General features: G+C 73.2%; 12 protein-coding genes. 9 read left to right on the forward strand and 3 right to left on the reverse strand.

Going from position 1 to position 18351, the window contains the following annotated elements; translation table 11 throughout:
• Positions 1–9: 9 nt before the first annotated feature.
• The 8 genes from AC559T_RS20270 to AC559T_RS20305 all read left to right on the forward strand — a co-directional run bounded on the left by AC559T_RS20270 (position 10) and on the right by AC559T_RS20305 (position 14112).
• Positions 10–3174, forward strand: coding sequence for a tubulin-like doman-containing protein (locus AC559T_RS20270; protein WP_498869741.1), 3165 nt, complete (start codon positions 10–12; stop codon positions 3172–3174).
• A complete protein-coding gene (locus AC559T_RS20275) occupies positions 3171–5840 on the forward strand; it encodes a hypothetical protein (protein WP_498869742.1) in 2670 nt (889 codons plus the stop codon). The genes AC559T_RS20270 and AC559T_RS20275 overlap by 4 nt, the downstream gene beginning before the upstream one ends.
• On the forward strand, positions 5837–6931 hold the full coding sequence (locus AC559T_RS20280; RefSeq protein ID WP_498869743.1) for a protein kinase domain-containing protein: 1095 nt from the start codon (positions 5837–5839) through the stop codon (positions 6929–6931). The genes AC559T_RS20275 and AC559T_RS20280 overlap by 4 nt, the downstream gene beginning before the upstream one ends.
• Positions 6928–8034, forward strand: coding sequence for a TRAFAC clade GTPase domain-containing protein (locus AC559T_RS20285; RefSeq protein WP_071061562.1), 1107 nt, complete (start codon positions 6928–6930; stop codon positions 8032–8034). The genes AC559T_RS20280 and AC559T_RS20285 overlap by 4 nt, the downstream gene beginning before the upstream one ends.
• A complete protein-coding gene (locus AC559T_RS20290) occupies positions 8034–10778 on the forward strand; it encodes a hypothetical protein (protein ID WP_498869744.1) in 2745 nt (914 codons plus the stop codon). The genes AC559T_RS20285 and AC559T_RS20290 overlap by 1 nt, the downstream gene beginning before the upstream one ends.
• Positions 10775–12052: a hypothetical protein gene (locus AC559T_RS20295; RefSeq protein WP_368952660.1), complete on the forward strand. Its 1278-nt coding sequence runs from the start codon at positions 10775–10777 to the stop codon at positions 12050–12052. Before AC559T_RS20290 ends, AC559T_RS20295 begins: the two co-directional genes overlap by 4 nt.
• Before the next feature lie 226 nt (positions 12053–12278).
• The gene (locus tag AC559T_RS20300; RefSeq protein ID WP_498869745.1) at positions 12279–13415 is read left to right on the forward strand and encodes a hypothetical protein; all 1137 of its coding nucleotides are present in this window, start codon (positions 12279–12281) and stop codon (positions 13413–13415) included.
• 31 nt (positions 13416–13446) lie between these two features.
• Positions 13447–14112, forward strand: a complete 666-nt coding sequence (locus AC559T_RS20305) for a LytR C-terminal domain-containing protein (RefSeq protein ID WP_498869746.1) — start codon at positions 13447–13449, stop codon at positions 14110–14112.
• Positions 14113–14206: 94 nt separating this feature from the next.
• Here the strand turns inward: AC559T_RS20305 and AC559T_RS20310 are convergent, their stop codons facing one another.
• The 3 genes from AC559T_RS20310 to AC559T_RS20320 all read right to left on the reverse strand — a co-directional run bounded on the left by AC559T_RS20310 (position 14207) and on the right by AC559T_RS20320 (position 17627).
• The gene (locus AC559T_RS20310; RefSeq protein ID WP_498869747.1) at positions 14207–16453 is read right to left on the reverse strand and encodes an MMPL family transporter; all 2247 of its coding nucleotides are present in this window, start codon (positions 16451–16453) and stop codon (positions 14207–14209) included.
• Between the two features lie 224 nt (positions 16454–16677).
• Complete coding sequence (locus tag AC559T_RS20315; protein WP_498869748.1) at positions 16678–17310, reverse strand: class I SAM-dependent methyltransferase; 633 nt, start codon at positions 17308–17310, stop codon at positions 16678–16680.
• The gene (locus AC559T_RS20320; RefSeq protein WP_498869749.1) at positions 17307–17627 is read right to left on the reverse strand and encodes a hypothetical protein; all 321 of its coding nucleotides are present in this window, start codon (positions 17625–17627) and stop codon (positions 17307–17309) included. The genes AC559T_RS20315 and AC559T_RS20320 overlap by 4 nt, the downstream gene beginning before the upstream one ends.
• A 220-nt stretch (positions 17628–17847) precedes the next feature.
• Here AC559T_RS20320 and AC559T_RS20325 point away from each other — a divergent pair, with 220 nt between their 5' ends.
• On the forward strand, positions 17848–18249 hold the full coding sequence (locus tag AC559T_RS20325) for a cupin domain-containing protein (protein WP_020462702.1): 402 nt from the start codon (positions 17848–17850) through the stop codon (positions 18247–18249).
• The last annotated feature ends 102 nt before the right edge of the window (positions 18250–18351 follow it).

Below are 18351 nucleotides of genomic sequence, written 5' to 3' on the forward strand. Positions count from 1 at the left end.
TAGCGAGCCATGAACATTTACCAGCCCATGCTGTTCGTCGGACTGGGCGGAACAGGCTGCCTGGTCGGCGCCGAGCTCGAGCGCCGGCTGCGACACGAGCTGTGCGGCCCGGACGGCCGGGCGCTGAACCTGCGGGTGCCCGGCAAGAACTACCTGCCCTACCAGCTGCCGTCCTGCGTGCAGTTCGTCTACGCCGACCTCAACGAGTCCGAGCTCACCAGGCTGCGCACCCGGGTCGTCCCCTCGGAGGAGCACGCGAACGCGGCGGCGCCCACCCAGCACGTCACGCACGGCCTCATCCCGACCGTCGACACCTACCCGGACGTCGCCCGCAGCCTGCGGGTGAACGCGCGGGAGCTGGTCCGGGGCTGGCTGCCGCCGGCCGAGGGCGAGCCCCGGGTGGCGCCGCTGATGCGGGGGGCGGGCCAGCTGCCCACCGTCGGGCGGGCGGCGCTGTTCGAGACGTTCCGGTCCGGGGTGGCGCCGGCCCGCCGTCCGCTGTCCGACGCAGTCGGCAAGATCGCGACCTCCGGCCAGGAGCTGGCGGCGCTCGGCGGCCGGCTCGGGCAGACCTGTGACGTCTTCGTCGCCTTCTCCGTCGCCGGCGGCACCGGCGCCGGCATCTTCTACGACTACCTGCACCTGATCGGCGACGCGTTGCAGCGCTCGAAGGTCCGGGCGCAGATCTACCCGCTGGTGCTGATGCCCTCGGCGTTCGACGAGGGGGTCGGCGGCGGCCGGCGGGCCCGGCTGAACGCCGGCCGCGCGCTGCTCGACCTGTTCCGCCTCATCGACGACCAGAACGGCCACGACGCGGGGACGGAGCTGACCGCGCGCGGCACCTCCGGCACGCTCGGCGTCCAGTATCCGGACGGCGAGGGCCAGATCAACCTGCTGCCCTCGACCATCCAGACCGGATTCCTGTTCAACCGGGCCGACGGCGTGGAACGCGACGACCTGCACCGCTCGGTCGTGTCGCTGATCCTCTCCCTGGTCGGCACCGGGCAGGAACACGACGACGGCGACGCCATCGCCGACCGGCTCTACCAGTCGTTCGCCGACGACTTCATCAACCGCGGCGTCGAGCGGGAGGTGCCGGCGTCCTCCGGCATCGGCCGGCGGGGCGTGTCGACGAGCCTGGTCGCGTCCATGACGATCCCGGTCGAGGAGCTGGCCGACCTGGTCGCCTCCCGGCTGCTGGCCCGCGGGGCGTACGACCTCGCCGCGCCCGCCCCGGGCACGGCCGCCGACGACGACGCCGGCATGATCAGGCGGTTCGCCTCCGCCGCGAACATCGGCCCGATGGTCACCCGGCAGCCCTTCCAGTTCACCGAGCCGGCACCGGCCCGCGGCGCGGCGGAGATCCTCTCCGCGCTGCGGGCCCGGCTGCAGGCCATGGAGGGCAACCTGGCGGGCCTGGGCACGATGGTCCGCCAGCAGGTGCCGGCGATCGCCGGCGCCTTCGACCCGGCGGCCGGCCTCGACGACCTGCTCGGCGAGGTCGACCTGCTGCACGCCCGCCGGATCGTCGAGGGCCGCGCGGGGGAGAGCGACCCGGTGAGCCGGGGCGGGGTGGTCGGCTTCCTGGCCAACCGCCGCACCGAGCCGCCCGCGCCCGCCGGGATCTCGGTGAACCCGCCGGCGCCGCTGGCGATCCGCGACCGGCGCCTCGGCGCCAAGGTGCGCTGGGGTGACCGGGAGGTGGTGGAGACCATCCACCGCCAGGACACCTGGTACAGCTGGCGTACCCGGTGCGTCTGGAACGCCGCCTGGGACGAGCAGCAGGTGCGCTGGGAGAAGGCCCTGCGGCGGTTCCGCGCGCAGCTGAGGCTCGCCGCCGAGGCCTTCGACGAACACAGCCGCTCCGAGCCCGGCGAGTTCGCCCGGCGCACGGCGGACCTGTTCCGGCCGCGGGTCGGGGTGACCTACCTGCTGCCCCCGCACGGCGACATGGACGACTTCTACCAGAGGGCCCTGCAACGGCTCACGTCCGCGCTGGGCCTGCGGGGAGCCGCCTCCGAGGGTGACGTGATGCACCGCCTGCTCGGCCCGGACGGCTGGCGCCGGGTGTGGGAGGCGACCGTCACCAGGGGCGGGGAGGCCGCCGTCGCCGTCGCCCGGGAGCGGCTGCAGGAGGCGGTGAAGCGGCTGTTCCAGGAGTCCGACGGGCTCGACGGCGAGCCGCTGCTGCCGACGATGGCGAGCCTGCTCGCCGCGACGGTGCGCCGGGACGGCCCGGCCGCGGTCGGGGAGGACGACATCCGCCAGTTCCAGACGAAGATCCACGGTCTGGTGCCGGCCAGCTTCTCGCCCCAGGGCTCCGGCAATCTGAAGATCCTCGTCTCCTACCCGGCCGGGGCCCGGGACACCCAGATCGAGGGCTACCTCGCCCGCGCGATCCGGCTGCCGAACGAGAGCGGCATCTCGATGGAGTTCCGCCCGATCAACGCGGACTCGGTCGCGGTCGTCCTGCTGCGCACCTCGATGAGCATCACCGAGGTGCCCGAGCTGCGGGAGATCCTGCACCACTGGGCCGACGCGCTGCGCAACGAGCAGTCGCAGGACTTCCTCAGGTGGCGCCAGCGGCTCGGCTTCGACTACGGCTGGCTGGCCACCACCGAGGAGGACCGGGTCCGCATCCTGCACCGGCTGCTCTGCGCGATGTGGAACGGGCAGGTCCAGGCGCTGGCCGGCGGGACGGAGTCCCCGTACTCGATCCGGGTCTCGCTCGGTGACCCCGACACCGACACCGACAGCGACGGCGTGAGCATGACCCTGGCGCTCTCCCCGTTCGAGCCGGCCTCGTCATGGGGCAGCATGCTCCGCGCCTACGAGGACTGGTCGCTCGCGGACGACGAGCGGGTGCGCCGGGACTTCTCCGAACAGCTGATGCGGGTGGTGCCGATCGGGGTGACCGGCCGGGCCGCCAACCCGCACCCGGTGTTCCGGGCGTTCGTCGACAACGCGGACAAGCAGGCCGACCTGCTCGCCGAGATGCTCATGAAGCTGCCGCCGGGCAGCCGGGGCTGGGCCGAGCAGCAACACGCCTTCTGGGCGTACACCGTGCCGGCCGCGCTGGACATGGGGTTCTCCAACGTCTCCACCCCGGTGCGGGCGAACCTGCGCCAGCTCTACGAGATGGTCGGCACCCGCGGGAAGGACCTCGGCAGGTGAGCACGGACACCACCGGCCGGACCTCCGCCACCGCCACCGCCGAGGCGAAGGTCATCGACATCGACCTCCGGGAGCGGTACGAGGACCTGCTCTCCTTCGGGTCCTTCACCGAGGTGCAGCGGGCGTTCGCCACCTCGCTCGGCTTCATGGAGAGCGACCTGACCCGGGTCCTGGTCATCGACGACACCCGCGACCTGGAGGCGCACGCGGACGCGCTCGGCCTGATCGTCAAGGCACCCGGGGTGCAGCAGGTGATCTGCCTCGCCGTCGGGCCGCCGCTGGACGACGTGGGCCGCGGGCTGGGCCGCCTGGTGGCCGACAGCGCCGTCGACCCGAACCGGGTCGCCCTGCACAAGCCGTTCGAGCTGGCGTCGCACGTGATGCTCTGGGTCGGCGACGCGCGCGGCATCGGTTGGGGTATGGGCCAGCACCGGGCCCAGGCGATCGCCACGGGTAGCTCCCCGGCCCAGGGGCCGGTGCTGGCCGCGCTGTTCGACGCGCTGCTCACGCCGAAGGTCTTCGACCGGGTCTACGAGGTCGTCCGGTCGATGCCGGAGGGGGTGGCCTCGCCGGGCCTGAGGGCGATGATCGGGCAGGTCGACGACGACGTGCTCGCCGACGCCCGGGTCCGCGCGATCGACCGGATCCTCGCCCCGCGCCGGCACGGCGACGAGGAGCAGCCCGACGGCGGCCTGGTCACCGACCCGTTCCGGCTGCTGCTGCGCTACCCGCGGGCCAAGGAGGCGGGCAACCCGATCCTGGCCCGCGACGGCGGGATGGACCACGTCGCGTGGGGCTTCCGGGGCCAGCTCAAGGAGGCCGTGAACGCGCATGCCGTCATCACCGGCCCCGGGCCGGTGCTGCAGAACCTGCGGGCGGGCGGCAAGGCCGCCCGCAGCCCCGCAGGGCTGCTGACGGCCCGTGTCATGCAGGTGGGCCACGACCTCGGCAGGCTGCGCGACGATCTGTCGCGGATGTTCACCGAGTACGACAGCGTTCATCCGCTGGGCACGACCGACCTGCTCGAGCTGGGCCGGCGGGGCTTCGCCCTCGCCCCGCCCGAGGGCACCCAGCGGGTGGACCTGCTCGCCTCGCTGCGCCACCTCGTCACGGGCGCGCTCGACAGCCGCCGTCCGGTCACCGAGATCATCGGCTGGCTGAGCTGGATGCACGGGATGCTCGTCCCGGTCGGCAGCGCCGCCCGCCTGGACGACCTGGACCGGGCGTGCGACACCGATCGGCTCCAGTACCTGCGGGACATGCCGCGCAGGCTGGACGTCAACCTGCTGTCGGCACTGGCCATCCTGCCGGTGCTGGTCTGCGGGCTGCTCGCCGCCGCCGCGCCCGACTCGGCCCGCTCCAGTGCCCTCGCCGGGGCCGGCGCGGCCCTGCTCGTCGCCGTGCGCGGCTGGCCGCTCGTGGTGGCCCGCCGGATGACACCGCTGTCCAACCACAGGATGTCCGACTGGATCTTCCTGGCGGTGCTCGCGCTGTTCATCGGATCCGGGGCGACCGCCCTGCTGGCCGTGGGCGCGCAGGAGCCGGCCACCCTGGCGCAGGCCGCCGCCGCCCTGGGCCTGCTGGCCGTCGTCGGCCTGGTGGGCTGGTGGTTCCTGCTCGGTAAGGAGGCCACCCAGAGCGACCGGAGCCCGGTCGACCTGGCCGCTCTGGTCATCATCGCCCTCGGTGCCGGCTGTGTCGGGCAGGTGCTGGGCACCGCCGACAGCCTCGACCCGGTACTGAGCCTGCCGGTGCGGATCGTGGCCGGCGCGCTGGCGTTTGTGGGCCTGATGTGGTGGCCGTACCTGGTGTGGTCGCGGGCCGTGCGCCGGTGGCATCCCGGCGAGTACGTCACCCTCGCGCGGGCGATGTCCGAGGGGACCATCGCGCTCATGGAGGACGTCGCCCGGTACGACTGGTCGCTGACCGGCCCCCGGCGGGCCGGCGCCGACCTGGTCCGGGCGATGTCGCTGGCCTTCGAGGACGTCACCTCGGCGCTGACCGGCTACTCGGACCGGTTGCGCGGCTTCCCGGCGCGCCCGCCCCGCAGCCGCGAGGCCGGGGTCGACACCGACGTCTCGCTGCGCCTGCGCTCCATGGGCGCCGCGATCAGCGACGTGGTCGAGGCCGACGTCGTCGACCTGATCGCGAGCGTGATCGACCGGTGCTGGCCCGACATCGAGCGGGAGGCGCTCGACGCGCTGGGCGAGCGGGTCGTCTCCGAGACCCGGCACGGCCTCGACCGCTACAACCGGCACCTCGAACGGATGGGCGTCCACGCGACCCCGCCGTTCCGCGCGGACGACACGGACCGGCGCGAGCTCGTCGACGCCGCCTGGCAGCAGTCGGACCGGCTCGGCGTGCTGCTGCGCGCCGACGTCGCCGACAGCGGGCTGATGCAGCTGTGCGCGCCCGAGCACCTGCAGCTGCTCGACGTCGACGCCCGCTCGGCAGCCGTCGTGCGGTTCGCGCCGCGGGCCGCGCAGCCCTCGCTGGTGGCGCGCGGGCCCGGTACCGGCGCCGGCGGCGGGTGGGGGTTCGACCCGTTGCCCTCAGCGGTGCTCGGCGAGCTGGAATGGCCGGAGTGGGGCCAGGTCGCCGGAGTGCTGCGGCTGGTGCGGATGCGCCCCGGCACGGTGGAGACCGTGCTCAAGGGGGGGCGATGAGCCCGCCGAGCGGATCAGGACTCGGCGGCGACTGGTGGGATGCCAGCCCCCGCCCCGGCCGCGGCGACACCGACCTGCACCGGACCAGCCGCGGCGAGCCGATCGACACCTTGCGCGAGGAGACCATCGCGTATCGTGACGTCTATGGACGCCGCCGGACGATGCGGGCCCGGGTCACCGAGGACGACCCGGCGGCCGACCCGTTCTACCGGACCAGGCTGGTCGTCGATGCCGACCGGCTGGTCGAGTACGTCCAGAAGCGGGTTCACGCCGCCGGGCGGCGTGCACCCGCCAACTCCGCCGCGACCTCGCGGGCGCCGGACGGGATCGACGCCGTCGACAACGAGATCCAGATGGGCCTGCACCTCGTCGACGCGTTCGGCGAGGAGAACTACCCGCGGGAGCTGTCCCACCTGGTCGGCTACTACCCCGACGACGCCGACCGCGAGCCGTTCGTGCTGCTGGCCGAGCGCGGCCGGCCGGTCGAGCGGTTCGCCGGCCGGCTGCTGCTCGACCAGGTCGAGCAGTTCCCGACCAGCCTGCTGCGCGCGCTGGACCTGCTGGAGTCCGCCGGCGTCGTGCACCGCTGGCTGACCACCCGGACGGTCCAGTTCGACGACCGGCACGTCCAGATCACCGACTTCCGGCACGCGGTGCTCGTCGGTGAGCGCTGCGGCCCGGCGCCCGACCCGCGGTGGGCGGCGCCCGAGGCGGTGTACGGCGACGGGCCGGCCACGACGAAGGAGGACGTCTACAGCGTCGGCCGCGTCCTCAACGAGGTGATCGCCGACCGGTCCGGCCGGGCCTCGACGCGCCGCGGTGGGGCCGAGCGGCTGCTGGGATCGGACGGCCCGCTCGGCCGGATGGTCGACCACGATCCGGACCTGCGCCCACCGGCCGCCGAGGTGCTGGCCGCCCTCGGCCGGGACGTCGACCGGGCGGCCGGCACCCGGCGCGCCAGGTCGGGCGGCGACGCCCGGTTCGTCGAGGGACTGCGCAGCTTCGACGCGATCGTGCGGCGGCGGGGGGCCGGCGACGACGAGCCGACGCCGCGTCCTACGACCGGCGGCGCGGACCGCGGAAGGCGATGAGCACGGTGACCATCCCACTGGGACCGACCGAGGTGCGCTGCCCGATCTGCCTGGACGTCTTCGACTGGGACGAGACGGACCTGTTCACCTTCCGGGACGGCGCCTACGTCCCGCTGGACCTCTCCGGCGTGGGCGACCCGGTCAAGCGGAACGACGAGATGATCGGCGCCTACCGGCGCTGCCCGAACCCGTCCGCGGACATGGCCGAGCGGCACTACCTGCCGATCTCCTACGCCAGCTACGGGCCGCCGCTGGTGATCGGTTTCATCGGGCGCACGGAGTCGGGCAAGTCGCACCTGCTGGCCGCGATCGTCAGCGAGATCGAGCGGGGCGGCCTCGGTCCTCTGGGCTTCACCGCGGTGCCCGTCGACGAGGAGGCGCACCGGGCGTACTGGCGGCAGTACGTCGCGTCCCTGGTCGACGAGGGGCGGGCGATCGAGCACACCGCCAGGGTGCAGTCGGACGCCATGGTCACCTTCACCGACGCGCTCGTGGTGAGCGACGGCCGCCGGCAGCGCGCGGTGGCGTTCTTCGACGTCGCCGGCGACGACCTGGTGGCGCGGACCCGGTCGATGCGGTTCGTCCTCGCGCTCGACGCGCTGATCTTCGTGGTCGACCCGGAGTACGCGCTGCGCCAGAACGCCCCGTCCGACGGTGACGCCACGTTCGAGACGGTGATGGCCCGGCTGCGGGCCCAGCCCGGCCTGACCGACCGGCTGCCGGTGGCGCTGGCCGTCAGCAAGTCCGACCTCTACCGCTTCGAGCAGCCGGCGGCCCGCTGGTACCGCCGGCCCAGTCTGTCGGCCTACCTCGACGGTCGGGCCGAACCCACCGAGATCCGGGACGAAAGCCGCGACGCGTACGCGTTCCTGTACGCCCGGGGAGCCCGAGCCTGGCTGCGCCCGTTCGAGACGTTCCGCCGGGCCACGCTGCACTTCGTGTCCGCGACCGGCTCGAAGGCGGTCACGGACGACCGCGGCGACACGTTCGACAAGGTCTTCCCGCGCGGTGTCCGGCCCAGGCGGGTACTCGACCCGCTCGCGGCCATCTTCGCGATGTCCGGCCTGCTCGGGGAGGACGCCGCCAAGGAGGTCGGGACCTGATGGGCCGCATCGACCAGAACGAGTACGCGTTCGCGAACGAGCGCGACGGTTTCGTCCTCGTCGCCAGCTCGATCGAGAACCCGCCGGATCGCGGCTGGTGGTCGCAGTGGCTGGGCGGCTGGCAGAACATCAACCGCGCCAACCACGTCCGGCAGCCGTCCACCTCACGGGTCTACCTGCGCGACGACCAGCAGGGCGCCGTGGTCCTGCGCCAGCAGACCGGCTCGGACTCCCGGCGGGACATGCGGGTGAGCGTTCTGGTCGGCTCCGCCGAGGACCTCACCGGATGGGGGGCGGCGCGGCTGGCGCACTGGCCCGCCGGCCGGCAGCTGACCGACCCTGACCAGAGCGGGGTGGCGTTGATCGCGCGGCCGGACCTCACGGCCTACACCGGTGCGAACGTCGTCCGGCTGCAGGAGGCGGTCCTGGCGGACGCCCTGGAGCTGACCTCACCGGTGTCCGGGCGCGGGAACATCGTCCTGGTGAACCCGCTGGCGGCCCTGCTCGCGGCGGTACTGAAGCTGCGAGCCGAGTCTGTGGGCGGCGCACCCGTCTTCGGCGGGCGACGGCAGCTCGTGCCGGTCGGCGCGGACGAGCCCGTGGCGGCGGCGCTCGTCCTGGTCCTCACGGAGCTGCTGCGGCACATCGGCGACGGTCGCGACCGGCTGACGTACTCGACGTTCGAGGCCACCTACCCGCGCGTCGGTGCCCATCAGCGCGATCCACAGGTTCTGTTCATGCCGGACTTCGTGCAGCCGGAGCGTGGCCTCACCCGGCCGGTCGCGTATGTCTTCCTTGCTCCCGGACTGCGTGAGGACCATCAGCCGTACGTGCACGACGGTGCCGCCGGGGACGGTCCGTTCGAGTACATCGCCAGAACTGTGGTCTGGGCATACCTGCAGCGCGAGCTGGCGCATTTTCCTCGGCTGAACGACAGCCTGCTGCGGCAGCCGGAGAACTGGGCCGGGGCGGTGGAGGACTGGGCGATCCGGAAGGGCGGCCCGCCGCGGAGCCAGCCGGTCATCCTGCCGACCGAGCCGACGATCCCGGCTGGTTCCCGTCAGGTCGCGCCCCTCGGAGAGCCACCCGGGCAGCGATGGAGGCACGCGGAGGCCCAGGCTGGCGACGGGCGTCCGGAGGACGCATGGGGCCAGCCCCGACCGGGCGACGGGCCACGGGTACCTGAGGCCTTCTCCGCGTCGGCGGCCGCGCCGACAGCCGTGCCGGTGGCCGGGCCCACCGCCGCCGAGCAGACGCGGCACGCCGAGGACACGCTGCGCCGGGCGATCGCCAACCTGCACAACGGCCTGGTCGGGGAGACGACGCACACGGTCGACGCGTTCGTCCGGGCGTTGCGCAGCCGCCAGTGGCTGACGCCGGTGGAGCGCAACCATGTTCGGAAGTTCCTGATGTGGGTGATGCCCGGGCTGGCTCCACGTGCCGCCAGGGAACCCTACGAGGAGATGACGGACCCCGGCCTGCGACGCATTCGACCGTCGGCCGTCGACGCGCTGGCCCGCCTGGCCAGCCCGGACGCCACCACGATCCCCGCCTCCGTGGACGTCGTCGACTGCCTGGCCGGGGTGCTGGAACTCGAATCGGGGAACGCCCTGCTGCTCGCGGAGACACGCGACGCGCTTCTTCTGCTGGTACATGTCCCGACGGCGCCCGAGCATGCCGGCGAGGACAGGCGACCGAAAGAGCCCTCGTCCGAGCTGGCACCTCGCCACGCCGACCGCGCGCGTCCGTGGCGGCCGGACCTGGCGGTTGCCCGAGCGCTGACGGAGCAGGCTGAGGACACCCCCATCAGCCACGCCGACCCCGGCCCGCCTGCCGTCAGCGAACAGGAGCGCGTTCACCAGGCATTTGTCGACCATCTCCTCGGACTTGTGCGGTGGGCCACCGCGGTCGTCCCCGGGCTTTCCATGCGTGACGGCCTGCTGACGACCGCGAGCCTGCCGGCGACCGCGGCCTGGCTGCCCGCGGAGAACGCTCTCCCGCTTCGGCGGGTCGTCCGGCGGTTGGCCGGCTCCGAGAACGACGGGTTGCCCCTGGAGAGTCCCCGGGTCGACGCGCTCGCGCAGGCGCCGGACCAGACGGCGGCGGTGCGCCTGCTGCAGGACAGGATCGGGACGGATCTCGTCAGCCGCACGGACCACCTCCTCGACCGGGAATCGTGGCTGTCGGCAGACCAGCTCGTGCATGAGCTGACGGCCGCGCTGACCGAGGCGCCGGGCGCCCAGAACGTGCTGAGCGACGAGTTCGTCGGGGCTGTTGAGACGCTCCTGGCCCGGCTGCTTCACGTGGTGGAGCGGGCCGCCCAGACCGAGCCGCGTGAGCCGGCCGTCCAGCCGGACCCACGGGACGCGGACGAACCGGCCGCGGCCAGCGTGTCGGCGTCCGAGGCCTCGGTCGGCTCGCCGTACGAGGTCTTCGCGGGTCTCATAAACGAGCTGGCGAACGCGAAGATCGGAGACGAGCTGTCGCCGGTGTCCGCCTGGTTCGCCGAGACGCTGCCAAAGGCCTGGCCCGACGCCGCCGGGCACTCCCTGAAGGTCGCGGGCCTGCTGGACCAGCGGATCGAGCTCACCTCCGGCGACGAAGCCGAATCCACCGGTTCCGACGAGGCTGACCCCTCCGTCGGCGGTAGGTACGGCCTGCTCGGTGGCTGGCGCGAATACAGGTACGCCCTCGCCCTTCTGGCGGCTTGCCTGATCACCGGCCTGGCGGCGCTGTGGCCGTGACTGCGACCAAGCCCGCCCTCGACACCCGGTCCCGGGACGCCGGGAAACCGGCCCCCGACACGGAGCCCGAATCCGCCCGGTCCCCCCTGCCGTGGGTCGTGGCCGGAGCGGCCGTGCCGATGCTGCTCACCCTGTGGGACGTCCAGGCGCAGCACCACGACTTCGACGCCGGCTTCGGGCGCGGGCTCGCGGCGGTCGCCTTCGCCGGGCTGCTCGGCGCGCTGCTGGTGCTGACCGTGCACGAACTCAACCCCGACGAGCGGGCACTGGCCACCGGGGTGGCGCTGGCCGCCGTCCTGACCGTGAGCTTCCTGAACCAGTCCCGGTTCCTGCGGGAGTCCCCGTCCCTGCTGTTCGGCGGGCTCGCCGCGGCGGCGATGGCGGTGGCCGGCCGCTGGGCCCGGCTGCACGGTGACGACCCCCGTGCGCTGGTCCCGCCGCCGAGGACGGCGCCTGTCCTGGCTACCGCGGTCGCCCTGCTGGCAGGTCTCATCGCCGGGTTCGGGCCCGTCGATGAGACGCTCGGTGCCCAACTGGCCGAGCTCCTGCGCTACCTCCTGCTCGGGCTGGGAGCCGTGGTGCTGCTGGCCGGTGATCCGGCCGGGAACGACGGCGAGGTCACGTTGGACGAGCAGTTCCGGCGGTCGGTCCTGGCCGCGACCACCCCGATCGGCCTGCTGTTCGTGACCTGGGAGCCGGGCTCGGCCGCGATCCTGGCCGCCGGAGTCGTGGCGATGCTGGCGGCCCGGCGCTTCTGGTTCTCGGCGGGGCTCACCGCGGTGGTGGCCGTGGCCGTGGGAACGGTGTGGTGCTGGCTTGCCGCCGGGAAGGCGGACAAGGCGTGGCGTGACAGCCACCTGGAGAAGCGGGCGGAACCCGTCTGGGACAGCAGGATCTGGGACAGCGCGTCACTCGGCAAGCACCGGAGCTGGGTCGACCAGGAGCTCCCGGTCGCGACGCTCGTTGGCCAGTACGGGCACTTCTTCGCCGTCCTGGGCTACCTCCTCGTCGCCGCCTTCGGCTGGCTGCTGGTGCGGCTGATGCTGGCGGCCCGCCCCTCCTCGGTCCAGGTGCTGGCGGCCGGACTGGTGGCCATGCTCGTCGCCGGGCTGGCCCTGCCCCTCGTGGCGCTGCTGACCAACCATCGGTTCGGCCTCACCGTGCCGTTGCTGTCGAGCGGCGTGACCTCGTTGATCCTCGCCCTCGCCTCGGTCGGCGTCGCGCTCGGCGCGGCAGCGGGCCCGCGGGTGAGCGGCGTCGGCGGGCGGAGGTAGTCCGCTGTCCAGCTCACCTGTCGATTCCGCGGGCTCCGCCGGCTTCGGTGCCGACAGAGCGTTCGACGGCGCCGCTTTCGAGGCCACCGGCTCCGACGACCCCGGCGCGCCCGACGACCTCGGCCGGGACGACGATCTGGGTGGGGACGACACCGGAGGCGCCCCGGGCCCCGGCCCCCGCGGGCCCGGTCCGGCCGGTGCGGACCCGTGGTCGGCGGCCGAGACGGTGTTCCGGCTCGCGGTCTGCGCCTTCGACGACCGGCCCGACCTGCCGGCCGAGACCCACACGCTGGACGCGCTGGTCTCGGCGATGAAGCGCCGCCAGTGGCTGTCCGTCGAGGAGAGCCTCGCGCTGCACGCCGTCCTGGTCGCGATCTTCCCGAACCTGGCCGGCCGGGCGGTCTTCCAGCGCGGTGTCGCCGCGACGGTGGACCGGCCGGTGCGCAAGCGGCCGCTGTGCGTGCCCGCGCTGCTCGAATGCCTGCCCACCGCCCGGACCAGGCCCGACCCGATCCTGGACGAGCTGACCGAGGCGCTCACCACCCCGGCCGGGGTGGCCACCGACCGGGCCGAGCTCCGCCGCGCGCTCGACAGCCTGGTCAGCCGAGCCTCCCGGCCGACGATGGACCTCCCGGCAAGCCTCCAGCAGTACGAGATCCATCTGATCAACTCGGTCTACGCCGCCCAGGGCCGGATCGCGGAGCTGGCCGAGACGGCGGCCGACCCGCCCGCCGGGGTGCTGTGGGCGCTGCTGGACGCCGTCCGCGACGGAGCCTGGCGCGACGAATCCAGCCTGGCGAGCCTGCGCGGTTCGCTGTTCTCCCAGCTGAGGATGCCGATCCCGGGGTTCGCCGTCGGCCCGCCGATCGTCGCCCCGGATGTCGACCCGACAGTCCTGGAACGGATCGCCGTGGCGGCCGGCGAGGTTCTGGCGCGGCTGCGCGCGGAGCTCGCGGACGTCTGGGACGGCGACCGGGCGCGGGCGGCCGATCTCGTCGTCGACGCACTGTCCGCGCTGTCGACGGGTGTGCTCGGCGGCGGGCCGGGCGACATACGGGTGCAGTCCGCGGTCACCAGGCTGCGCACGCTGGTCACCCGCGCGATGGCGGCCGCCGGCCCGGTCGGCGGCGGGGCCTCGGCTGGCGGGGAAATGGACGGCGGGGGAGCGGAATCCCGGGCGGACCGGTCGGCCGCCGCCCAGGAAACCATTGACGGGCTGGCCTGGCGAGTTCGGACCCAGGTGGGCACGGCCGGGCTCACCGACCTGGTGGCGGAGGCCTTCGCCGAAATCCTCGAACGGCTCGACACCTCGGTCGACATCGACAATCTCAGCGCCGCGCTGCAGCTGCGCTGGGCCCAGTAGCCGGCACCGCCACCTGCAAAGGCAGGCAACCATGCGGAAATTCCCCTTCGGACGGCGCAACGGCCGTGGATTCGGCCTCGACAGCCACGATGTCGCGGTGTCGTCGGCGATCGTCGCCGTCACCCTGATCGCCGCGATTCTCATCGTCGCACTGGTGGACCACCAGGACCCCGGCGGCGGACCAGCCGGCGGCGGCCCGGTCGCCGTTCCCAGCGCGACGGACATCCCGACGCCCCCCCGAACCTCCGCACCTTCCACTCGGACGGCGACCACCACGCCCTCCGCCTCGGCGAGCCCCACCTCGACCGATCCCGCCTCGCAGCCCCCCGCTGAGCCCGCGCGGACGGAGTCCGCCTCGCCAACCTCGTCGCCCAGCACTCCTCCGAACCTACCGCTCCGCCCCGAGGTGACAATTCTAAACAATTCCAGAGTAAAACTGCTGGCAGAAAAATCCGCGCCCGTGGTCGTCCGGGAAGGATTCCTTGTTCGCGAAACAGGAAACTATCTCGGCGAAATAACATTTGCACATTCGGTTATTTTCTACCAGGAAGGGCAGGATGCTGCGGCGGAAATTCTCGCCGCAGCCCTTAGGAAGTATGAAAAAGAAATCGAACTGAGACTAAATAAAGGTGAGCCTCGGTCGCCGAACGGAACGCTGATTCTCGTGGTAACGAAACACTTCAAAATCGACGGTTGACTCACGTGCGATCGGCGGTTCTGGATGTCGATCTGAGCGCCGCCGGAACCGTTCGGCGGGCTCGGCGGCACTCAGGTCAGATGTCCGTGCAGGGTCAGCTGACGACGGCTGGCTGGTCGGAATCCAGCGCCGCGTCGGACGAGTGCGTTGGCGTGCTGGTCACGTGAGCTGAGCCGGTGTCGTCCGCCGGCTTCGCGGCGCTGACCGCGGCGGTGGCCGGCTCGGCGCCGTGGACGTCCACGTGGGGCATGATGCGGTCGAGCCAGCCGGGGAGCCACCAGTTCGCGCGGCCGAGCAGGCCCATGGTGGCGGGCACCAGGATCATGCGGATGATGGTCGCGTCGACCAGCACGGCGACGGCCATCCCGACGCCGACCATCTTCACCGTGACGTCCGGGTCGAGGGCGAAGCCGGCGAAGACCGCGATCATGATCAGGGCGGCGGAGCTGATGACCCGGCCGGTGGCGGCGAGGCCGCGCACGACGCTGCCGTGCGGGTCGCCGGTGGCCAGGTAGTCCTCCCGGATGCGGGAGAGCAGGAAGACCTCGTAGTCCATGCTCAGCCCGAACAGCACGGTGAACATCAGCACGGGCAGCCAGCTCGACATCGGCACGCTGTGCGGCAGGCCGAGCAGCTCGGCGCCCCAGCCCCACTGGAACACGGCGGTCACCACGCCGTAGGCGGCGGCGATCGAGAGCATGTTCATGACCGCGGCCTTCAGTGCGACCACCGGTGAGCGGAACACGACCGTCAGTAGCAGCAGGGACACGCCGACGACGAAGCCGACCACCCACCACAGCCGGTCGGACAGCAGACCGGACAGGTCGGTGAAGACCGCGGTCATACCGGTGATCTCGATGCCCGGGGGCAGGACGTCGGCGCGCAGGTGGCGGACCAGGTCGGCGGCACGCTTGTCGCTCGGTGCGACGGCGGGCGTCACGAAGACCACCGCGGCGTTCCCGCTCGGTGAGGTCACCGGCGGGGCGACGGCCGCGACGTCGGGCGTCGCCCTGATACGGGTCACGAGCGCGGGGAGATCGGCGGCGGGGACTCTGCGCAGGTCCACCGCGAGCATCAGCGGGCCGTTCGCGCCGGGGCCGTACTCGGCGGCGACCAGATCGTAGGCGCGCCGCTGGTAGGTGGACTCCGGCTGACTGCCGGCGTCCTGCGGCCAGGTGCGCATCCCGAGGACGGGTGCCGCGAGCAGCAGCAGGAGCAGGAGGGCACCCAGCGCCCACGGGAGGGGCCGGCGTCCGATCCGGCCGGCCCAGGCTGCGGTGAGCGTCTGCCGGGCCGGGGAGCCGGCCGCCGCGACGCTGGCCTTCCCGACGCCGGCCGTGAGCGCGGCGCGGCCCCGGCGGCCCAGCAGTCGCGTCCCGGCCAGCCCGCACAGAGCGGGGACGAGGGTGAGCGCGGTGACGACCACGGTGACGACCACGGCCGCGGTGGTGAAGCCGGTGGTCACATAGGTGTTCAGCCCGACCAGCCGCAGCCCCATCAGGGAGAGCACGACGGTCACCCCGGCGAACAGCACCGACACCCCGGCGGTGCCGTTGGCGCGGGCGGCGGCCTCCCGGACGGTCAGGCCGGCCCGCAGGCCCTCGACGTGCCGGGTGATCAGCAGGAGGGCGTAGTCGATGCCGACCCCGATGCCGATCATCGAGGCGAGCGTCGGCGCGATGGTGCTGACGTTGGTGCCGGCCGCGATGAGGGTGATGCCGGCGCTGCCGATGCCCAGGCCGATGAGCGCCACCGCCAGCGGCACCCCGGCCGCGACGATCGAACCGAAGGCGACCAGCAGGATGACCAGGGCGAAGCCGACACCGACCGCCTCGGCCCGGCCGTTGACCTCCTGGATGTTCTCGGCGACCTGACCGCCGAACTCGGCGGTGACGCCCGCGTCCGCGGCCGGCCTGGTCGCCTCGACGAGGTCGTCGACCGCGTCGGTGCCGCCCAGGTCGGTGACCGGCCGGTCGTACTGCACGTTGATGAGCGCCGTGTCGCCGTCCGCGGAGGGCCGCGGCGGGCTGACGAGGATGACGTCCGGCACCTCTGCGAGCCGGGCGGAGACGGCTGTGATGACCTCCGGGGCGAGCCGGCTGCCGTCGGCGGTGTGCAGCACGACCCGTGCCTGGGCCTCGGCGAGCACCGGGAACTCGGCGCGGAGCAGGTCGGTGCCCCGCTGCGACGCGGTGCCCGGGGCGTCGTAGTCGTCGTGGGGCTCGCCGCCCCAGGCCATGGCGAGCGCGGTCGCCACCACGAGCGCGGCGACCCACGCGCCGATCACCCGCCAGGGCCGGCCGGCGGCCAGCCATCCCACCCGGTACAGGAACCCGGACATCTCTCCTCCTTGGTGCGTGGCCGGTGCGGCCGGCTGGCGGGCGCCACGGTGCGCCGCGCGCTTTCACGTCTGCGACGACAGCGGGCTGGCCGACTGTGACATCCCCATGTGGCTGGGTGTGTCGTATCCGCGACGCACGCGTCGCTACGTCACGAAGCCGACGCCCGCGCGCGCCCGTGACACCTGCCTGCGCCGCCGGTGTCAGCGCCGGTGCGTGGCTGGTGTCAGCGGCGGGAGGCCAGTGCGAGGAAGCGGTGCGGCGGGTCGTCGTAGCCGTCGAGCCGCCAGCCGGAGCCGGCGAGCAGGGGGCCGAGCCGGTCCGCCGCCAGCGGCTCGTCGGGGCGCAGCACGCGCCCGTGCCGGGCGGCGAGCGCCGCCCGGCCAGACGGATGGAAGATCGCCAGTCGGCCGCCGGGGCGGCTGACCCGGGCCAGCTCGGCAAGCCCGGCCGGCAGGTCGGGGAGGTGGGTGACCAGCCCGGCGGCGAACACCGCGTCAACCGCGCCGGTCCGCACGGGCAGGCGGCGGGCGTCGCCGAGGAGGAGATCGGCATGCCCCGCCCGGCCGTGTTCCCGGGCCACGGCGAGCATCTCGGGGGTGACATCCAGCCCGAGCACCGTGCCGGCCGGGCCGACGGCCGCGCGCAGCACGGGCAGCGCCCGGCCGGTGCCGCAGCCGACGTCGAGGACGGTCGCCCCCGTCGGCAGGCCCAGCTCGGCCACCGCCGCGGTGTAGGCGGGAGTGTCGTCGCCGAAGCGGGTGTCCCAGGTGGCGGCGCGTACGGCGAAGAACGCCCGGCTCTCGGTGACGTGCCAGCCGTCGTCGGCCGCGAGCCGCTCCGCGACCCGGCGGATCACCGGCCACGCCGGATCGTGCAGGTCGACGACGACGTCCGCGGGCCGATCGGGATCGTCGTCGCGGCCAGTGCGGGTGCGCAGCTCGACGACCAGGTCCCAGGCTGTCGACGTGCGGTCGGCCGGCCGGCCCCGCGCACCGCCGCGGCCAGCCGGTCGGCGACCGCGGCGACCCTCCGGCCGTCGGCACCCTCGACCAGCACGCGTGCCGCGCCGGCCGGCAGCAGTACACGGATCCGGTCGAGGACCTCGTCCCAGCGGCGGACCTGTTCGGCGGTCATCGCCTCCGGCAGCGGTGGCGCGGAACTGTCGTCGGGCATCCACACATCATGGGCGAGCCGGCAGGCACGGCGGTGGCTGCCGGCGGCCGAAGGCCATGACCACACAGGGGTCGTGAGCCCGCAGGATGCGTCGGTGGGTGTTGGGATTCTGCTGATCAGTGCACGATCCTGTTCCCAAGAGCGAGAGTGGGGTTCTACAGTTGGCGGGTGCCACGGCTGCGGTGACGGGGCTGTGTGGCGACAGGGCTGAGGAGGAAGCATGCCGGTGAGCAAGCCGAGTGAATTACCCGTGGGTGGCGGCGGACGCTGGCCCCTGACGGGGTTCCGCTCCGCCCAGTGGGGGGACATGGAAGTCGGGTACACGGCCACCGGGCCGCTCGACTGCACCAAGGGCTACATCGGTCTGCCCGGCGGTGTCTGTCAGTGCCCCCACTACGGTTACATGTTCAGCGGCAGGCTTCGCTGCGTGTACCCGGGTACCGACTGGCCGGACGAGGTCGCGGTGGCCGGCGAGGCGTATTTCTTCCCAGCCGGTCATGTCCTCATCTATGAGGAGCCGAGCGAGGTGCTCGAGCTCAATCCCGCCGCCGCGCTCCAGCAGCTGATCGACCATTTCGAGGCCATGGCGGCCAGCGGTGGGTTCACCAAGGACGACGGCTGATCCAGCCGACTCCGAGGGCGCCCGGACGCCCGCGTACCAGGACGTCCGGGCACGCCGCCGGCCTGACCCCGGTGGTCGGAACGAGACACGAGAGAACGAGAA

Origin of the sequence: Frankia sp. Hr75.2 (assembly GCF_949319125.1) — a bacterium.
In the GTDB taxonomy this organism is placed as follows: domain Bacteria; phylum Actinomycetota; class Actinomycetes; order Frankiales; family Frankiaceae; genus Parafrankia; species Parafrankia soli.